We start from the raw sequence: 14,086 nt of genomic DNA, 5'->3' as shown, positions 1-14,086 counted from the left end.
GTTTCATTTCGCACCTGCGAGATCGAAACGGGCTAAATGCGGCTTCTTCCTCTGACGGCATGAATTTCATGGTGCGCCGCAGCAAGCGGCACCAGAGAAGGGTTCAAGGGAGAGAGTTAATGAAGTCCATTATTTCGCTGATGGCGGCTTGTGCCATCGGTGCTGCTTCCTTCGCAGCGCCGGCTTTCGCGCAGGACAAGGGTTCCGTTGGCATTGCCATGCCGACAAAATCTTCCGCGCGCTGGATCGATGACGGCAACAACATCGTCAAGCAGCTCGAGGAAGCCGGTTACAAGACCGACCTGCAATATGCCGATGACGATATTCCGAACCAGCTTTCCCAGATCGAAAACATGGTCACCAAGGGCGTCAAGGTCCTCGTGATCGCATCGATCGACGGCACGACGCTGTCGGACGTTCTGAAGCAGGCCGGCGAGCAGGGCATCAAGGTCATCGCTTATGACCGTCTTATCCGCAACAGCGGCGATGTCAGCTACTACGCAACCTTCGACAACTTCCAGGTTGGCGTTCTGCAGGCAACTTCGATCACCGACAAGCTTGGCCTGAAGGACGGCAAGGGTCCGTTCAACATCGAGCTGTTCGGCGGTTCTCCTGATGATAACAACGCCTTCTTCTTCTATGACGGCGCTATGTCGGTTCTCCAGCCTTACATCGACAGCGGCAAGCTGGTCGTAAAGTCCGGCCAGACCGGCATGGACAAGGTCGGTACGCTGCGCTGGGACCCGGCAACGGCCCAGGCCCGTATGGATAACCTGCTGTCGGCCTACTACACCGACGCCAAGGTTGACGCCGTTCTGTCGCCTTACGACGGTCTGTCCATCGGCATCATCTCCTCGCTGAAGGGCGTCGGTTACGGCTCGAAGGATCAGCCGCTGCCGGTCGTTTCGGGTCAGGATGCCGAAGTTCCCTCCGTCAAGTCGATCATTGCCGGCGAACAGTACTCCACCATCTTCAAGGACACTCGCGAACTTGCGAAGGTGACCGTCAACATGGTGAACGCCGTTCTGCAGGGCAAGGAGCCTGAGGTAAACGACACCAAGACCTATGAAAATGGCGTCAAGGTCGTTCCGTCCTACCTCCTGAAGCCGGTTGCCGTGACCAAGGAGAACTACAAGCAGGTTCTCGTTGACGGCGGTTATTACAAAGAAGACCAGCTGAAATAAGCTTCACGACACATGCGGGGATGACTTGGCGTCATCCCCGTTTTTCCATAAAAATAAAAACGCCGAAATTAATCGGGCGCTGGATTGCGATATGGCCAATACCATTCTCGAAATGCGGAACATCACCAAGACGTTTCCGGGCGTGAAAGCGCTTGAGAACGTCAACCTCAAGGTTAAAGAGGGTGAGATCCACGCACTCGTCGGTGAGAACGGCGCGGGGAAGTCGACCTTGATGAAGGTCCTTTCCGGTGTTTATCCCGCCGGCACCTATGAGGGCGAAATCCATTATGAAGGCGCAGTGCGGAATTTTCGCGCCATCAACGACAGCGAAGATATTGGTATCATCATCATTCACCAGGAGCTTGCGCTTGTGCCGCTCCTGTCGATTGCGGAAAACATCTTCCTTGGCAACGAGGTCGCCTCGAACGGCGTCATCAGCTGGCAGCAGACCTTCAACCGCACCCGCGAACTTTTAAAGAAGGTGGGCCTGAAGGAATCGCCGGAGACGCTGATCACCGATATCGGCGTTGGCAAGCAGCAGCTGGTCGAAATCGCCAAGGCGCTGTCGAAAAGCGTGAAGCTGCTCATTCTCGATGAGCCGACCGCCTCGCTCAACGAAAGCGATTCCGAGGCGCTGCTCAACCTGTTGATGGAATTCCGCAAGCAGGGCATGACATCGATCATCATCACCCACAAGCTCAACGAAGTGCGCAAGGTGGCCGACCAGATCACCGTGCTGCGCGACGGCATGACGGTGAAGACGCTCGACTGTCATCAGGAAGAAATCAGCGAGGATGTCATCATCCGCAACATGGTGGGACGCGATCTGGAAGATCGTTATCCGCCGCGCGATGTGCCGATCGGCGAGACCATTCTCGAAGTGAAGAACTGGAACGCCTATCACCAGCAGCACCGCGACAGGCAGGTCCTGCACGACATCAACGTCACGGTACGCAAGGGCGAAGTCGTCGGCATTGCCGGGCTGATGGGGGCAGGGCGCACCGAATTCGCGATGAGCGTCTTCGGCAAGTCCTATGGCCACAAGATCAGCGGTGAAGTGCGGATCCATGGCAAGCCGGTGGATGTCAGCACCGTGCGCAAGGCGATCGACGCCGGTCTTGCCTATGTGACCGAGGACCGCAAGCATCTCGGTCTCGTGCTCAACGACAACATTCTGCACAACACCACGCTTGCCAATCTGGCCGGCGTGTCGAAGGCCAGCGTCATAGATGACATCAAGGAAATGAAGGTGGCGAGCGATTTCCGCACACGCCTTCGCATCCGCTCTTCCGGGATCTTTCAGGAAACGGTCAATCTCTCGGGTGGCAACCAGCAGAAGGTTGTGCTCTCCAAGTGGCTGTTCTCAGATCCCGACGTGCTGATCCTCGACGAGCCGACACGCGGTATCGACGTCGGCGCGAAATATGAAATCTACACCATCATCAACCAGCTCGCTGCCGACGGCAAAGGCGTTCTGATGATATCATCGGAAATGCCCGAACTGCTCGGCAATTGCGACCGCATCTACGTCATGAACGAAGGCCGCATCGTCGCTGAACTGCCGAAGGGAGAGGCGAGCCAGGAAAGCATCATGCGCGCTATCATGCGCTCAGGGGAGAAGAACTCATGAGTTCGGCAAACACAACAAGCGAAGAAAGTAACGTCATCTCGGTCACCTCCTATATTCGCTCCAACATCCGCGAATATGGCATGCTGATCGCGCTCGTCGCCATCATGGTTTTCTTCCAGTTCTACACCGGCGGCATCCTGTTCCGTCCGGTCAACCTGACCAACCTCATCCTGCAGAACTCGTTCATCGTCATCATGGCGCTTGGCATGCTGCTCGTGATCGTGGCCGGGCATATCGACCTTTCGGTCGGTTCAATCGTCGCCTTCGTGGGCGCGATCGCGGCCATCTTGACCGTGCAATGGGGCATGAACCCATTTTTGGCGGCACTGATTTGTCTCGTCATCGGCGGCATCATCGGTGCGGCCCAAGGTTACTGGATCGCCTACCACCGCATCCCGTCCTTCATCGTGACGCTGGCGGGCATGCTGGTGTTCCGCGGGCTGACCCTTTTTGTGCTCGGCGGCAAGAACATCGGCCCGTTCCCCACCGATTTCCAGATCATCAGCACCGGCTTCCTGCCTGACATCGGTGGTATCGAAGGTCTGAACACCACGTCGATGATCCTGACGCTGCTGATTACGGTCGTGCTGTTCTATCTGGCGTGGCGCCGCCGCGTGGTGAACGTGAAGCACGGCATCGATGTCGAGCCGTTCGGTTTCTTCATCGTGCAGAATCTGCTGATCTCTGGTGCTATCCTCTTCCTGGGTTACCAGCTGTCCACCTATCGCGGTCTGCCGAACGTTCTGATCGTGATGCTGGTTCTGATTGCGCTCTACAGCTTCGTGACGCGCCGCACGACCATCGGCCGCCGCGTTTACGCCATGGGTGGCAATGAGAAGGCGACCAAGCTTTCCGGTATCAACACCGAACGCCTGAGCTTCCTCACCTTCGTCAACATGGGCGTGCTTGCCGGTCTTGCCGGCATGATCATCGCGACCCGCCTCAATTCGGCGACGCCGAAGGCTGGTGTGGGCTTCGAGCTTGACGTCATCGCGGCCTGCTTCATCGGCGGTGCTTCGGCATCCGGCGGCGTGGGCAAGATCACCGGCGCGGTCATCGGCGCCTTCATCATGGGCGTCATGAACAACGGCATGTCGATCGTCGGCCTCGGCATCGATTTCCAGCAGATGGTCAAGGGTCTCGTGCTTCTCGCTGCCGTGTTCTTCGACGTCTACAACAAGAACAAGGGCTGATCGGCCCACCCAAATCGCAAGTCAAAAAAGTGGCCGGTTTCCGGCCACTTTCATAAGATGCAGGCGCATGCGCCGATGAAGATAAGGCGCGTTGCGCCGGAGGAAGGAAATCCCGTGCTCATTTCACAGATCAAAGATGCCAGCGGCAAAATCACCGTAGCCGTTCGCGAGGAAGGCGGGCAAGCACGCGCCGTCAACAATGCAGAGTCGGTTTATGCGCTGGCCATGGAAGCTGCCAATGGCGGCAAGAGCCTTGCCGATGTCATTGCCGCCCATGGTCTGGGCGATGCCGTCGATCTCGAAAAGGCTTATACCGAAGGTCGTTTCCTGCCGCCGATCACCCATCCAGATCCGGCGCATCTGCATCTGACCGGCACGGGCCTGACCCATCTCGGCTCTGCTGCTACCCGCGACAGCATGCACAAGAAGACCACGGAAGCCGCCGAGGAGAGCCTCACGGATTCCATGAAGATGTTCCGCATGGGTCTCGAAAACGGCAAGCCGAAGGCTGGCGAAAAGGGCGTTCAACCCGAATGGTTCTACAAGGGCAACGGCCATGTGGCAGCAGCGCCCGGTACCGCGCTCACCTCTCCGTCCTTTGCGCTGGATGGCGGCGAAGAGCCGGAGATGGCCGGCATCTATGTGATCTCCGACAAGGGCGAAGCTGTGCGCATCGGCTTCGCCGTCTCGAACGAATTTTCCGATCACGTCACCGAGCGGATCAATTACCTCTACCTCGCCCATTCCAAGCTGCGCCCCGCAAGCTTCGGCCCGGAAATCCGCGTCGGCGCACCGCCGTCGGATATTCGCGGCACCTCGCGCATCCGCCGTGGTGACAAGGTGATTTTCGAAAAGCCGTTCGTCTCGGGTGAGGACAACATGTCCCACACCTTCGCGAATCTCGAATATCACCATTTCAAATACGGCCTGTTCCGTGCGCCTGGCGATGTGCATGTGCACATGTTCGGTACGGCCACGCTCTCCTTCGCAGACGGCATCAAGCCGGAAGCGGGCGATGTGTTCGAGATCGAAGCCGCCGGTTTCGGCCTGCCGCTGAAGAACCCGCTGGCCGTTGATGCGGAAGAAGAGATCATCGTTCGGCAGATCTGATCTGCGGACTGTGTGTGAAAAATGGTCGGGGGTGGGTCATCCCTCCCTCAACGTCATCCTCGGGCTTGTCCCCAGGATCTGCGACCGATTGATTTTACTCGACGTGGATAGATCCTCGGGACAAGCCCGAGGGTGACGCCAGATGATAGCTCTTTCATCCGATTATCCCTTTGTGCGTCGGGCAACTTTCAAGCGCTTGCCTTATCCGAACCCCCACAGCTTTCCTTCACCAACCTCCACCGAATTACCCGCCGGGTCTCGGATATAGACGGAATAGCTGTCATTCGGCCAATTGTGATAGTGTTCGATGGCGATGCCTAGCTCTTCGAAGCGCGCCTTCCAGCCGTCCACTTCCGCCTTGTCTTTCGCATAAAAACAGAAATGGCCTTGCCCGGTTGCGCCATGGCGCGGGATCGGATTGTCCGGCGTGGCCTTGCGTGATTGTTGCGGATCGAAGATCAGCAGCATCTGCCGGCCGCATTTGAAGAATACGAACTGCCCCGCTAGCCTGCGCACCACCTCCAGCCCGAAGACATCGCGGTAAAAGGCCTCGGCGGCGTCGAGATCATCCGCGTAGATCGCGGTTTCCATAATGGCGGCTGGCGGGCGCATGGTTTCCTCCGGTCGTCCATGGGCTGTCCGGCGCGGACAGACGGCTTCAAGTTTTCGTGCTGTAGGTCAGCACGGTCAGATCGTGTTTGCCGACACCGCGTTCAAGGACGGTCCAGCCGCAATTGATATAGTAGGTTTCGAGATCGCGCTCACAACACAGATAGCTGATGTGGTGACCGAGTTCGGCAGCCCTTTTCGTCGCGGCTTGCATCAGCGCCCGGGCGACGCCCGCCCCCCGACGGTTTTCTTCCACCCAGAGAGCGGCGACCCATGGCAGATATTGCGGACGTTCTTCCAGATCGCAATGGATGAGGAAGGCGGAACCGACGTAACCGTCGTCATCATGGGCGACGAAGCCGGTCGGCAGTGTATGGGGGTTCACCATATCCTTCAGATGTTCCGCAACATCGCCGACATGCAGGCCGCTATCCTGCCACCATGCCGTCCAGACCCGTTCAGCGATGGTGGGGCCATGGGACTGGCAGTCCCGATAGTCGGAAATCCTGTACAAAAGTCGTCTCCTCGCGGACTTCGTTGCCCGCAGGCTGAAGCCGGACCATGCCATGTCAATCGATGCCGCGATTTAAACGGTCGGGACGCGCTTTCGCAACCTGCAGGTTGCTGAAAAGGATCAGGACTTCGTTGCCGTCACATGCAGCCAGTCGGTCGGCAGCTTGTCATATCCGCTGCCCATCCGGGCTTCTATCTCGAGGCTTGTCCAGCCAAGCTGGCCGTACAGGTCTTCCAGCCAGACTTTCGAAGGATAGTTGTAATAACGGCCGAAGGTGTCGCGGCCTTCCGCCTCTCCCGCCTTGAAGCTGGCGTAGAAAACGCCGCCCCGCTTCAGCGCTGCATGGATGCGGCCGATGATGCCGGGAAGGGCGGGGCGGGGCACATGCAGCAGGCAGGCATTGGCCCAGACGCCGTCATAACGATCGCTGTCGCCGATATCCTCGAACAGCAATGTCTTGACGGGAATGCCAAGCCGGGCTTCCGCAGCCTTGGCGATGTCGGGCGTTCCATCGGTGGGGTGAACGTCGAAACCCGCAGCCAGCATGAATTCGCTGTCCTGCCCACCGCCGCATCCCAATTCCAGGACGGTCGCGCCGTCCGGCAGGCGCGCCAGAAATTCTTCCAGTTGCGGTCGGTCCGGCGCCTGTCCCCTTGATGTATAGGCTCCGGCGTTGTCGGTATAAAAGCCGATGGTATCGTCGTCTCTGGCGGTCACTGTCTCAACTCTGCGACTGGCTCTGGCTTTGTGTTTCCTGCACCGTTACCGAAACGCTCAGCGTTTCGCCGGCCGGACCGATGCGCATGCCGGAGATCGGCGCACAATCACGGTAGCAGAGGCCGGAGGCGATGCGGACATAATGGTCATCCGGGCAGATGTTGTTGGCGGCGTCGAAACCGACCCAGCCAAGCCCCTGAAGATGCACCTCGGCCCAGGCATGGGTGGCCGTCTGCTGCGCCACTTCGTCCATCATCAGATAACCGGAGACATAACGCGCGGGCAGGCCAATCAGCCGTGCGGCCGAAATCAGGATATGGGCGTGGTCCTGGCAGACGCCCTTGCCGGCCTCCAGTGCCGTTTCCGCCGTGGTTTCAGTGTCGGTCGAGCCCGGCACATATTGAACCTTGCGGTGAATATTCTCCATGAGGTCATGCAGGCGGGCAAGCTCGCTGTCACCGTTGCTGGTCTTTGCCAGTTCACGCACCAGTTTTCCCGGCTTGGTCAGCGGAGTCTCGCGCATGAAGAGCCACAGCGGCGCATTGCCGGTATGGGTACCGAACACACCGGCCTTGTCCTCGGTGATGACGAGGCCGCTTGCCAGAACCTTGACCTTCCGTTGCGGGCCTTCCGTCTCCACCAGGGCAACCCGGTTGCCGAAATGGTCGTCATAGGTCACTTCGACGGTGGCGCCGTCGACCGATACATCCCAGTCTTCGACCGTCTGGCATGGGCCGGTCTGCGGTGTCAGGCGCAGCCGCTGCAATGCATAGGGCATCGGCTCGTCATAGACATATTCCGTCGTATGGGTGATTTTCAGACGCATAAGATGTCCCCGTCCACGCGCTTACTGATAAAAGCGGTAGCCTTCCACGATTTCCTGGCCCAACTGACCGTTGCGGTTGACAAATCTCTCCAGAAACTCGTGCAGACCTTCATCCATGACACGGCCGATGGTCGTTTTGCGTAGACCATCCCGAATGCTTTCCGCCGTCTCATGCGCCTTGTGCCTTTCGCCGTAATCCTCGGCTATGTAATTGAGGTTGCTGGCGATCTTTTCGTAACAATAGGCGAGCGAGCGCGGCATGCGGCCGTTGAGAATGAGGAAGTCGGCAATATTGGCCGGCTTGTACTCCGCATCGTAGACCCAGCCATAGGAGCGGTGCGCCGAGACCGAGCGCAGTATGGATTCCCATTGCGCATTGTCGAGCGAGGAGCCGACATGGGCGACGGCCGGCAGCAGTACGTAATATTTCACGTCCAGAATGCGGGCGGTGTTGTCGGCGCGCTCGATGAAGGTGCCGATGCGGGAGAAGTTATAGAGATCGTTGCGCAGCATCGAACCGTGAAAAGCGCCGCGCACCAGACCGGCGCGATGCTTGATGACATCGATGGTCTGCGGCAGCTCGGCGTGGCTGAGCTTGCGGCCGAGGATATTCTTCAGCTCGATCCAGAATTCGTTGGTGGCTTCCCATGTCTCGCGCGTCAGCGCCGTGCGCACCATGCGGGCATTGTTGCGGCCCGCCTCGATGCAGGACATGACGCTGGAAGGGTTGGCCTTGTCCCGCAGGAGATAATCGATCGCATTCGCCGCCGTCACCTTCTCGCGCGTTTCGAGAAATTCGTCGTGCACGCCGGCGCTCTGCAACACGCCGTCCCAGTCCTCATCGCCGCTGCCGCTGCGCGTCAATGAAACGCGCAGGCCCGCATCGATAAGCCGGGCGATGTTTTCAGCGCGCTCGATATACCGGAACATCCAGTAGAGCCCGTTTGCCGTTCTGCCCAGCATGGCTTAGTCCTCCAGTACCCATGTATCCTTGGTGCCGCCGCCCTGGCTGGAATTGACCACCAGCGAGCCCTGCTTGAGGGCAACGCGGGTCAGTCCGCCAGGAATGATCTTCACCTTGTCTGAAACCAGCACATAAGGACGCAGATCGACATGGCGCGGCGCGATGCCGTTTTTCACCATGATCGGCACGGTGGAAAGCGACAGCGTCGGCTGCGCAATGTAGTTGGAGGGGCGGGCTTTCAGCTTTTCGGCAAAAAGCGCTCGTTCCTTTTTCGACGCGGTGGGCCCGACCAGCATGCCGTAACCGCCCGAACCGTGGACTTCCTTGACGACCAGTTCGGCAAGGTTGTCGAGAACGTATCTCAGGCTGTCCGGCTCCGAACAGCGCCATGTCGGCACGTTTTCCAGCAGCGGCTTGCGGCCGGTATAGAATTCGACGATCTCAGGCATGTAGGAATAGATCGCCTTGTCATCGGAAATGCCGGTGCCGGGGGCATTGGCGATGGTGATGTTGCCGGCGCGATAGACATCCATGATGCCGGGCACGCCAAGCGCCGAATCCGGCCGGAATGTCAGCGGATCAAGGAAATCGTCGTCGACGCGGCGGTAAAGCACGTCGATGGCTTCATAGCCCCGTGTGGTGCGCATCTTGACCTTGCCGTCCATGACGCGCAGGTCGGAGCCTTCCACCAGTTCCACGCCCATCATGTCCGCGAGGAAGGAATGTTCGTAATAGGCGGAATTGTAGATGCCGGGCGTCAGCACCGCGACACGCGGCTTGCCGGTGCAGCCGGGAGGGGCGAGCGAGGCGAGGGACTGGCGCAGGAGGTAGGGATAGTCCTCCACCCGCCGGACCTTGTTTTCATGGAAGAGTTCCGGGAACATCTGCATCATCGTTTCACGGTTTTCCAGCATGTAGCTGACACCGGATGGCGTGCGGGCATTGTCTTCCAGAACATAGAACTGGTCTTCGCCGGTGCGGACGATATCCGTGCCGACAATATGGGTATAGACGCCGCCGGGCGGAGTAAAACCGATCATTTCCGGCAGGAAGGCTTCGTTTTTCTCGATGATTTCGCGGGGAATGCGCCCGGCGCGGATGATTTCCTGTTTGTGGTAGATATCGTCGAGGAAAGCGTTGAGAGCGAGAACCCGCTGTTCGATACCCTGGGCCAGTTTGCGCCACTCACGGCCGGAAATGATGCGCGGGATGATATCGAAGGGGATCAGTTTTTCTGAACTGTCGGCGTGGCCATAGACTGCGAAAGTAATGCCGGTTTTTCGAAAGATGTTTTCCGCGTCTTTTGACTTCTGGATCAGGTGCGCCCTGTCCTGCCGGCTGTACCACTCGTTATAGTTTTCATATGGGCTTCGCGGCGTTTCGTCCGCATTTATCATTTCGTCAAATGCCAACTTCGATGTCCCCTTTTTTACCATATGAATACAACGACAAATGCAATGCAAGAACTATGCGGGCGTCCCCGCGAAGATTTTTCAGCGCCCTAGAGTTTTAAAAAAGAAGCGTTTTTTCGGTTTCAGCCTATAAATGCGGCATCGGCAAAATGGTTGCGCGGCGAGGCGGGGCTGATGAGGGTGGTGGTGCTGTGTGCGCCTTGGGCGAATGCATAAATTTTGTTCGTTCGCTTTCGGTTGATGGCTTGCGCCGCATACATCAGAAAATCTGAAAGATGGCATCACGAAAAGGCTTTTGACCTTTTAAGGGGATGGCGATACCGCCTTGCCGAAACGGCTCCGGTTTTGCCGCGTATATTGGCCGTCATCCGGCCTGGTCATTCGCCGGTTGCCTGAAGCTGCAGAAATATCAATTCGCCGCATGCATTGATGTCGCCCATCTCCGGTGACAGCGCCTTGCGGCACAGGGGATGTTCCCATGTCGCTTGACCGTCTGGCTCCGGCCATCTTCGTCTTTCTGTGGTCGACCGGCTGGGTCACCGCCAAATATGCCGTTTATTATACGGGGCCGCTGACCTTCCTGTGTCTGCGGTACATATTGGCGGGTGCGCTGTTGTGGGGCATCTGCCGGCTCTCCTCCATTCCGTGGCCGGAGCGGCGCACCGACGTCTTCCGGGCGATCCTGTCCGGCGTTTTCCTGCATGGTCTTTATCTCGGCATGATCTGGTGGGCGATAGGGCAGGGCGTGCCGGCGGCGATCGGCGGCATCATTGCCGGTTTGCAGCCCCTGATGACGGCGGTGGCGGCCCGCTACATGATCGGCGAAAAAATCTCGCCCTTGCAGAAGGCCGGCCTGCTCATCGGCTTTGTGGGCATCGCCATTGCGGTTCTCCCCAAGGTCATGGCGTCAGGCGCGCTCGGCCTGTCCGTGCCGCTTTACGCCGTTGCGGTGAATGTCCTTGGCATGACCTCGGTGACCTATGGCACGCTCTACCAGAAGAAATACGTCCATGGCGGAAACATCATGGCGGTCGCCACGCTGCAATATGTCGGCGCTTTGCTGGTCACCATTCCCTTCGCGCTATTGCTGGAGGACGGGCATGTGGACTGGAGCCTCGGGCTTGCCGCCACGCTTGCCTGGTCTGTCGGGGCGATCTCCATCGGCGCCGTGGCGCTGCTTCTTTACCTGATCCGGCGCGGGCAGGTCTCGCGCGCGGCCTCGCTGATCTATCTCGTGCCGCCGCTTGCCGCCGTGGAAGCCGCCCTGCTTTTCGGGGAAACGCTGACGCCGGCCATGATCGCCGGCACGGTTCTGGCGGTGACGGGGGTTTACCTCGCCAATCGCAAGCCTGCCGCAGCGGTTGCGGTACGTTAATTACCACAACCTCATATTAGGGGTTTGTTAACCATAAAATTATACCTCTCGTTAATCTAGAGATTTGGCGGGGGTTACATGTCTATTTCACGTCGTGGTGTTCTGTTCGGATTGCCGCTGTTTCTGGCCGGCTGCGCGAATACCGGCATCGGCCAGCAGAGGCTCAATTATGCGGCGAAGCCGGAAGAGAAATTCCCGCTTCCCGCCATGCATCTGGACAAGGTCAAGCCGGAGCTTCGCCGGCAGGAAGTCGCCTACGATACCGCGCATCCGGCCGGAACGGTGGTTGTGGATACGCCGGCGCGGCGGCTCTATTATGTTATGGGTGACGGACGGGCGATGCGTTACGGCGTCGGTGTCGGCCGGCAGGGGCTTGCGCTCAAGGGCGACGCCTATATTGGCCGCAAGTCCGAATGGCCTTCCTGGACGCCGACCGCGAATATGATGCGCCGCGATCCGCGCAATCTGAAATTTGCGGGCGGCATGGCGGGCGGCCCGAACAATCCGCTCGGCGCGCGTGCCCTTTATCTTTATCGCGGCGGCAACGACACCATGTTCCGCCTGCACGGCACCAACCAGCCGCAATCCATCGGCCACGCCATGTCCAGCGGCTGCATCCGCATGCTCAACCACGACATTATCGATCTTTATAGCCGCGTGCCTGTCGGCTCCAAGGTCGTCGTGTTGCAGGCTTGAGGGAGAGGCGGATTTTTCCGCCTTTGCCGCACGAAAAAATGTCTGAAGCCTTGAGTTGATTTTTCCGGATTAATGTGAGTTTTATACGGTGAAATCAACTATTTGTAGAAAATCGACTTTTGCTTATTTTAGGTAGTCCTGCAATATCGGAAACGTGATTTCCGCTCTTCGGGACGTGTATCCATAAACGTGCCAGCGCGCTTTAACCGGCGCTTCATCACTTCAACGGGGACACATCTACATGGCAGCTTTCGACAATCTCTCCCGCTACCGACCTTACGCCCTTGCGGCGTTGCGCATCATCGTGGCACTGCTTTTCATCGAGCACGGAACACAGAAGCTCTTCGGCTTCCCGGCATCGCAGATGCAGGGTTCGCTGCCGACAATGCTGTTGGTGGCGGCGCTTCTGGAACTCGTCGGCGGCATTCTCGTGCTGATCGGCCTGTTCACGCGTCCGGTCGCCTTCATCCTTTCCGGTCAGATGGCTGTCGCCTATTTCATGGCGCATGCGCCAAGCAGCTTCTTCCCGGCCCTGAACGGCGGTGACGCCGCCATCCTGTTCTGCTTCGTCTTCCTTTATCTGGTCTTTGCCGGTCCGGGAGCCCTCTCGGTGGATGAGCGCCGGGTCTGATCTGCCCGACCCTCGGTCATCGATCCTTTCGCTGAGGCTCCGCATGGCCATGCCGTGCGGGGTTTCTCTTTTAGGATGAAAACTTCGGCCGCCGCCGAAGCATAGATGGTTGTTTTCGGAGTAGGAACGGTTCATCCTGAACGCTGTTGGAAAATCGATCCGTGACCTCTCAAAATCCCATTGCCCGCGAATTGCTGCTGCTCGCCCTCCTGTCCACGCTGTGGGCGGCATCCTATACATTCATCAAGATCGGGGTGGAGACGATACCGCCGATCACCTTCATCGCATCGCGAACGCTTATAGCCGGTCTGCTGCTGCTCTCGGTCATCCGGCTGCGCGGACTGCGTTTGCCGAGGGATTTTGCGACCTGGCGGCTGTTCTTCATCCAGGCCTGCATCAACAGCGTGTTGCCCTTCACGCTGATCGCCTGGGCGGAGCAGAGCATCGATGCCGGTCTTGCCGTCATTCTCAATGCGACGACGCCGATCTTCACCTTTCTTCTCACGGCACTCGTCATCCGGCATGAACAGGTCAGCGGGCGAAAGCTGTTCGGCACCATTGCGGGCATGACGGGTGTGTGCCTCATCATCGGTCTCGATGCGCTTGGTGGTGCGGGGGAGGCGCTATGGGGCCAGCTTGCGATGCTGATAGCGGCCTTTTCCTATGCCTGCGCCGCCATTTTCAGCAAGAACTTCAGAGGGCTTGATCCGATCATGCCGGCTGCCGGCTCAATGATTTGCGGTGCAGTCCTGCTGTTGCCGCTGAGCCTGATCGTCGACCGGCCATGGACTCTGTCTCCGTCTGCGGCTTCCCTCACGGCGCTTGTGTGCCTGAGCGTATTTTCCACCGCCCTTGCCTTCATGATCTATTTCCGGCTGATGCAGACGCTCGGCTCGGTTGGCACCACGTCGCAGGCCTATCTCAGGGTCCCGATCGGTGTTGCCATCGGCATGGTGTTTCTGGGAGAAGTGCCGACATCAGCCATGTGGGTGGGGCTCGTCTGCGTGATCGCCGGTGTGCTGGCCATGACCTTGCCATCGCGGCGTCGTCCGGTGGCGCAGGGTGGGTGAGGGGAAAGCAAAGCCCCGTTAGCCGTGGTTTGCGGGGATTGATTTGCAAGGGGTGCTGCGTGTCGCCTTCTCCCCGAGGGGGAGAAGGTCGCGGCAGCGGGATGAGGGGGCAAGGGTGGAGATATAAGGAGAGGGCGCCCCCTCATCCGACCCTT

14 protein-coding genes are annotated in these 14,086 nt (G+C 58.7%); 8 read left to right on the top strand and 6 right to left on the bottom strand.

The window, feature by feature from the left end:
• Window positions 1–119 precede the first annotated feature (119 nt).
• The 4 genes from chvE to araD1 all read left to right on the top strand — a co-directional run bounded on the left by chvE (window position 120) and on the right by araD1 (window position 5,117).
• The gene (gene chvE / locus OK142_RS12190) at window positions 120–1,184 is read left to right on the top strand and encodes a sugar ABC transporter substrate-binding protein ChvE (protein ID WP_003491647.1); all 1,065 of its coding nucleotides are present in this window, start codon (window positions 120–122) and stop codon (window positions 1,182–1,184) included.
• A gap of 91 nt (window positions 1,185–1,275) precedes the next feature.
• The gene (gene gguA, locus OK142_RS12185; protein ID WP_035240943.1) at window positions 1,276–2,814 is read left to right on the top strand and encodes a sugar ABC transporter ATP-binding protein GguA; all 1,539 of its coding nucleotides are present in this window, start codon (window positions 1,276–1,278) and stop codon (window positions 2,812–2,814) included.
• Window positions 2,811–4,007 carry a sugar ABC transporter permease GguB gene (gene gguB / locus OK142_RS12180; protein ID WP_003491643.1) on the top strand — a complete coding sequence of 399 codons (1,197 nt, stop codon included), beginning with the start codon at window positions 2,811–2,813 and terminating at the stop codon, window positions 4,005–4,007. The genes gguA and gguB overlap by 4 nt, the downstream gene beginning before the upstream one ends.
• Before the next feature lie 114 nt (window positions 4,008–4,121).
• Window positions 4,122–5,117: a 2-keto-3-deoxy-L-arabinonate dehydratase AraD1 gene (gene araD1 / locus OK142_RS12175; protein ID WP_498682981.1), complete on the top strand. Its 996-nt coding sequence runs from the start codon at window positions 4,122–4,124 to the stop codon at window positions 5,115–5,117.
• Between the two features lie 201 nt (window positions 5,118–5,318).
• Here araD1 and OK142_RS12170 read toward each other — a convergent pair whose 3' ends face one another.
• From OK142_RS12170 to OK142_RS12145, 6 genes are all read right to left on the bottom strand, one after another.
• Entirely contained in the window at window positions 5,319–5,729 is a 411-nt protein-coding gene (locus OK142_RS12170; RefSeq protein WP_498682980.1) for a VOC family protein, read from the bottom strand.
• A 46-nt stretch (window positions 5,730–5,775) separates the two neighbouring features.
• On the bottom strand, window positions 5,776–6,240 hold the full coding sequence (locus OK142_RS12165; RefSeq protein WP_498682978.1) for a GNAT family N-acetyltransferase: 465 nt from the start codon (window positions 6,238–6,240) through the stop codon (window positions 5,776–5,778).
• Between the two features lie 120 nt (window positions 6,241–6,360).
• Entirely contained in the window at window positions 6,361–6,957 is a 597-nt protein-coding gene (locus OK142_RS12160; protein ID WP_137038092.1) for a class I SAM-dependent methyltransferase, read from the bottom strand.
• Window positions 6,958–6,961: 4 nt separating this feature from the next.
• Entirely contained in the window at window positions 6,962–7,783 is an 822-nt protein-coding gene (locus OK142_RS12155; protein ID WP_003491633.1) for a transglutaminase family protein, read from the bottom strand.
• Window positions 7,784–7,804: 21 nt separating this feature from the next.
• Window positions 7,805–8,746: an alpha-E domain-containing protein gene (locus tag OK142_RS12150; protein WP_498682977.1), complete on the bottom strand. Its 942-nt coding sequence runs from the start codon at window positions 8,744–8,746 to the stop codon at window positions 7,805–7,807.
• A gap of 3 nt (window positions 8,747–8,749) precedes the next feature.
• On the bottom strand, window positions 8,750–10,159 hold the full coding sequence (locus OK142_RS12145) for a circularly permuted type 2 ATP-grasp protein (RefSeq protein ID WP_216330117.1): 1,410 nt from the start codon (window positions 10,157–10,159) through the stop codon (window positions 8,750–8,752).
• A gap of 478 nt (window positions 10,160–10,637) precedes the next feature.
• On the opposite strand from OK142_RS12145, the gene OK142_RS12140 reads away from it, so the two are divergent.
• From OK142_RS12140 to OK142_RS12125, 4 genes are all read left to right on the top strand, one after another.
• Entirely contained in the window at window positions 10,638–11,534 is an 897-nt protein-coding gene (locus tag OK142_RS12140) for a DMT family transporter (RefSeq protein ID WP_082182788.1), read from the top strand.
• Between the two features lie 78 nt (window positions 11,535–11,612).
• Entirely contained in the window at window positions 11,613–12,230 is a 618-nt protein-coding gene (locus OK142_RS12135; RefSeq protein ID WP_003491624.1) for a L,D-transpeptidase, read from the top strand.
• A 241-nt stretch (window positions 12,231–12,471) separates the two neighbouring features.
• The gene (locus tag OK142_RS12130) at window positions 12,472–12,861 is read left to right on the top strand and encodes a DoxX family protein (RefSeq protein WP_498682974.1); all 390 of its coding nucleotides are present in this window, start codon (window positions 12,472–12,474) and stop codon (window positions 12,859–12,861) included.
• Between the two features lie 161 nt (window positions 12,862–13,022).
• Window positions 13,023–13,931 carry a DMT family transporter gene (locus OK142_RS12125; RefSeq protein WP_498682973.1) on the top strand — a complete coding sequence of 303 codons (909 nt, stop codon included), beginning with the start codon at window positions 13,023–13,025 and terminating at the stop codon, window positions 13,929–13,931.
• Window positions 13,932–14,086 lie beyond the last annotated feature (155 nt).

The organism is Agrobacterium sp. BT-220-3 (genome assembly GCF_025910175.1).
Taxonomy (GTDB): domain Bacteria; phylum Pseudomonadota; class Alphaproteobacteria; order Rhizobiales; family Rhizobiaceae; genus Agrobacterium; species Agrobacterium oryzihabitans.
Note: the sequence above shows the minus strand (reverse complement) of the source record. Positions and strands in the feature narration are given on the sequence as shown.